This is a genomic window from Anabaena sp. 54 (assembly GCF_017355725.1).
GTDB classification, from domain to species: domain Bacteria; phylum Cyanobacteriota; class Cyanobacteriia; order Cyanobacteriales; family Nostocaceae; genus Dolichospermum; species Dolichospermum heterosporum.
Genome location: NZ_JAAVWA010000065.1, coordinates 1 through 4,976, shown reverse-complemented (window position 1 = coordinate 4,976; position 4,976 = coordinate 1). Strand labels below are relative to the sequence as shown.

2 protein-coding genes are annotated in these 4,976 nt (G+C 38.6%); both read left to right on the top strand.

Features of this window, described 5'->3' with window-relative positions:
* A partial coding sequence (locus HEQ36_RS25820; RefSeq protein ID WP_290708730.1) for a peptidase domain-containing ABC transporter occupies positions 1-2,836 on the top strand: 2,836 nt, incomplete at its 5' end.
* Between the two features lie 364 nt (positions 2,837-3,200).
* On the top strand, positions 3,201-4,784 hold the full coding sequence (locus HEQ36_RS25815) for an HlyD family efflux transporter periplasmic adaptor subunit (protein WP_053540063.1): 1,584 nt from the start codon (positions 3,201-3,203) through the stop codon (positions 4,782-4,784).
* The last annotated feature ends 192 nt before the right edge of the window (positions 4,785-4,976 follow it).

Sequence of the window (4,976 nt, the reverse complement as noted above, 5' to 3'; positions counted from 1 at the left end):
AGAAAGGATCGCCATTCTTTATCAAGGCAACGTCAGACTATTGGGATATAATCCCCAAAACCAATTACCAATTACATTAAAATTACTGCAACCAGGGGCAACAATTGGCGAAATTGCTTGGTTGCGTGAACTTCCTTGTGAAACAGCGATCGCTTCCACAGAAGTCATCTGTTTAACCTGGAAAGCCGCAGATTATTTGCAATTTATCAACCGCAATCCAGCCTTTGCTCAAGCTCGTCAACACATAAGTCACCCAATTGAAATATTTGATATTTTGAGTTCCCAGGTAGCACAAAAAGCTTTAGTAAATCACAACCTCAAAGACATTACCCAACAGGCTCAATTAGAAGCAAAAATTCATTATTTATCACCGGGAAAAACGGCTTTAAGAGAATTAGATAGCGATCGCATTTGGTTTGTGAGTGGTCGTAGTTCCCTGCCCAATTTCCCACCCTGTTCTCGTCTAGAAACCGACGTAATTGAAGTTAAAGGCAACATTCCTCTCCGCTTATTGGGCATTAATCCTCAAGACCTATCATTACTTGATGGTGTTACCATTGAATCCGAAACATTAGAAACTATATCAGATAGCAGAGTAGATTCGGAAATTCCCTACGCCCAAGAACCAGAATTTGTTCCCCCCACCACATCAAACAAGCAATTTAAAAATCAAAACTATCCATTTTTCCGGGGACAAGGAGAATTAGATGCCACTCTGGCTTGTTTTCAAATGCTATCCAAGCATTTAGAAATGCCCTTTCGGAAAGAAGTAGTGCGGCGGATTTTAACCGACCAAATTAAGCGTCAAGGGAGTATATCTTTTCAAGTTTGCGCTTATTTATCAGAACTAATTGGACTTAAATCCCAGCTAGTTGATGTTCCTGCTGTTTCCATCAATCGGATTCCTACACCAGCATTAATTCGCTATCGTGACAGTTTTGCTGTCCTCTATGCGGTAGATGGAAAAACAGTAGTTTTGGGTTTACCATCTCAAGGCATTATCAACTGCCAAATTAGTCAATTAGTAGAAGAATTAGAAACCGATGACGCTAATCTTCAACCACAAGTTAGAGTTTTATTACTGAGTGCAACCAAAGAAACACCGAAAGAACGCTTTGGGTTATCTTGGTTTGTTCCTTACTTATCACGTTACCGCCGGGTACTGATAGAAGTATTTATTGCTTCCTTCTTCGTCCAACTAGCTGCCCTCGCTAATCCTCTGGTTATTCAGCTAATCATTGATAAAGTCATCGTCCAAAATAGTATTAGTACCCTGAATATTCTAGGAGTATTACTATTAGCAGTGGGTGTATTTGAAGCAGTATTAACCACCTTGCGGACTTACTTATTTGTAGATACCACCAACCGCATTGATATGAGTTTGGGGTCACAAATTATTGACCACTTGCTACGCTTACCACTGCGCTATTTCGATAAAAGACCAGTTGGTGAACTATCCACCAGAATTAATGAATTAGAAAATATCCGTCAGTTTCTCACTGGTACAGCTTTAACAGTGGTATTAGATGCCCTATTCTCCGTCGTTTATATAGTTGTCATGTTGTTTTACAGTTGGCAACTAACTCTCGTCGGATTAGGGACAATTCCTCTGTTTGTGGTGGTGACATTAGTCGCTGCTCCCACCGTGAGTAGACAATTAAGAACTAAAGCTGAACGGAATGCCGAAACTCAATCTTATTTGGTTGAGGTTATGTCAGGTATTCAAACAGTTAAAGCCCAAAATATTGAATTACGCTCCCGGTTTTCTTGGCAAAAGAAATATGCTAAGTTTGTCGCTGCCGGTTTTAAAACTGTTCTCACTTCCACATTAGCGAATTCAACCAGTCAGTTTCTCAGTAAACTTAGCAGTTTATTAGTTTTATGGGTGGGAGCTTATTTAGTTTTGAAAGGAGAATTAACATTAGGAGAATTAATTGCTTTTCGGATTATTTCTAGTTACGTTACTACCCCAATCTTACGGTTGGCGCAAATCTGGCAAAACTTCCAAGAAACTGGTTTATCTTTAGAACGATTAAGTGATATTGTGGATACACCACAAGAAGCAGAAATAGATCGGAATAATATTTCTCTTCCTACCGTTAACGGTGCAGTGAAATATGAAAACGTTTCCTTCCGATTTGCTGCCAGCGGACCACTACAACTCAGCAATGTCACCGTCGAATTTGCCCCAGGTAAATTTGTGGGCATTGTCGGGCAAAGTGGTTCAGGAAAAAGTACAATGATGAAATTACTGCTCAGACTTTATGACACAGAATCTGGGAGAATTTTAGTTGATGGTTACGACATTTCCAAAGTCGAACTTTATTCGCTGCGGCGACAAATTGGCGTAGTTCCCCAAGATACGCTCTTATTTGATGGCACAGTTCAAGAAAATATTGCCTTAACAAATCCTGATGCCACAACAGAGGAAATTATTGAAGCTGCACAAATCGCTGTTGCACATGAATTTATTATGACCTTACCCAATGGTTATAATACAAGAGTTGGGGAACGGGGATCAGCCCTTTCTGGTGGACAAAGACAGAGAATTGCGATCGCTCGTTCTGTATTACAAAGACCTAAAATCTTAGTTTTAGACGAAGCCACCAGCGCTCTAGATTATCCGACAGAAAGGCAAATTTGTCTGAACTTAGCTCGTGCATTCAAAGGCAACACAGTCTTCTTCATTACCCACCGTTTAAATACTGTTAGTAATGCCGATACTATCGTCGTCATGGATAACAGTAGAATGATAGAACAAGGTAGTCATCAAGAACTCATGGCAGCTAAAGGTCATTATTTCTATCTTTATCAACAACAGGAAGTAAATTTGTAATTTGTCAGTTATTTGTAAGGGTTTAGCTCATGCTTTACCCTGTTCATCTCGTTCCCAGTCTCTGACTGGGAATGCCATTACAGAGGCTCTGCCTAAAGCCGTTAGAGAACTCCACAAAAAAAATGTCCAATCTTGTGGGATGGGCATCTTGCCCGTCCTTGCATTATTAGCGGGCTTTTCGGACTGCATCACAAGAAATTTTGGGATATTTTTTTAATTTGAAGTTTCTTATAAATTCATTCCCATACAGAGTACAGAGTATGGAACGAGAAAACGAAAAAAGGCAGTAATACATTAAACTTTTCAAACTCTAAAATCACACACCACTAAATATTCAATCTAAAATCCCAAATCCCAAATTATTATGACTCAACTTAATGGTAGTTACAGCAACGGTAACGGTAACGGAAACGGTAACGGATCTTATAGAGATGCACAAGTATTAACACCACCCAAACCCGCTCCTAAACAGCCAAAACCCGATTTTAATTTTAATAACTTCGACCAATCTGTAGTCTTACGCCAATCCCCAATTTGGTCAAGAACTATCATGCTCACCCTCATGGGATTAGCTTGTTTTGGGATTATTTGGGCTTGTTTAGCGAAAATTGAGCAAGTAGTTCCCGCCACAGGACAATTAAAACCAGAAGGAACAGTCAAAGACGTACAAGCTCCTATAAATGGAGTTGTAAAATCACTGTATGTAAAAGATGGTAAAGAGGTAAAACCAGGAGATTTATTATTAACCTTTGATTCCATTGCGACCCTAGCCGAATTAAATTCATTGAATAAGATTCGGATAGCTTTAATTCAAGAAAACAATATCTATCGTCGCTTAATGGGAGCAAGTACCGGAATAGATGCTGAAATAGCATTTTTACGCAGTAGACTCCCAGGAGAATCAGCTTTTCTGCTTAAAAGCCGCGCTTCCTTAGTAGCAGAAAATGAATTATTACGTTCTCAATTAAGAAATTCACCGGGAGCAGCAGGTACAGGAATTGATGAACAACAATTATTAGCAGTTGCTAAAACAGAATTAAAATCCCGTTCTAAAGCCGCAGATTTAGAAGTTGAAAAAACCCGAAAACAACTTTCTCAAACCATATTTAAACTGCAAGATACTAAAAATGGTTTAGCAATTCAAAGTCAGATTTTAGCTAGTCTTAAAACCTTAGCTGAAGAAGGTGGTATTTCTAAACTGCAATATCTGAATCAAAAACAACAGGTACAAACGCTTTCCGCAGAAATATCACAATTACAAGAAGAGGCAAAACGTCTACAATTCGATATTGATAAAGGAAAAGAGCAATTAACCAATACAGTTGCTAGTTCTGATAAAACTATTTTGGAAAAAATCGGTGCTAACAAACAACGGATTGCAGAAATTGATAGTCAATTCATGAAAATTATTCTAGAAAATGAACAGCGTTTAGCAGATATTAATAGTAAAATCTCCCAAACACAATTAAACGTTAAATATCAAGAACTTCGCGCTCCTGTAGGAGGTGTAATTTTTGATCTTCAAGCTAAAAATCCGGGTTTTGTTGCCAATTCTACCCAAAAATTACTACAAATTGTCCCCAAAGATAGCCTCATAGCCGAAGTTTTCATCACCAATAAAGATATTGGTTTCGTGAGGAAAGGTATGAATGTAGATGTGAGAATTGATTCCTTTCCCTTTAGTGAATTTGGTGATATCAAGGGTAAAGTAATTGATATTGGTTCAGATGCTTTACCTCCCGACCAAAACCATCAATTTTATAGATTCCCCGCCAAAATCAAGTTAGATAGACAACAATTAAGTCTCACCAATCAAGATAGAAAGATATCCTTACAGTCCGGTATGTCTATTACTGCTAATATTAAAGTCCGAGAAGAACGGACAGTCATGAGTTTATTTACAGAGATGTTTACCAAGCAAGTGGAGAGTTTGAACGAAGTCCGTTAGGGATTTTTAAAAGACCTAAAACCCTTGTAGAGACGTTCCATGGAACGTCTCTACATCTTTTTTGGAGATGTCTATACTCAAAACGGTTAAAACTTGGACTTTTTTGTCTCATTCGTCTCATTCCCAGTCTCTGACTGGGAATGAATTCTAGAAGGCTCTGCCTTCAATAATATTAGAGGCAGAGCCTCATCA

Bases quoted from the DNA above. Each gene is read 5' to 3' on its own strand.
- HEQ36_RS25815 (WP_053540063.1), top strand. From the start codon at position 3,201: ATGACTCAACTTAATGGTAGTTACAGCAACGGTAACGGTAACGGAAAC.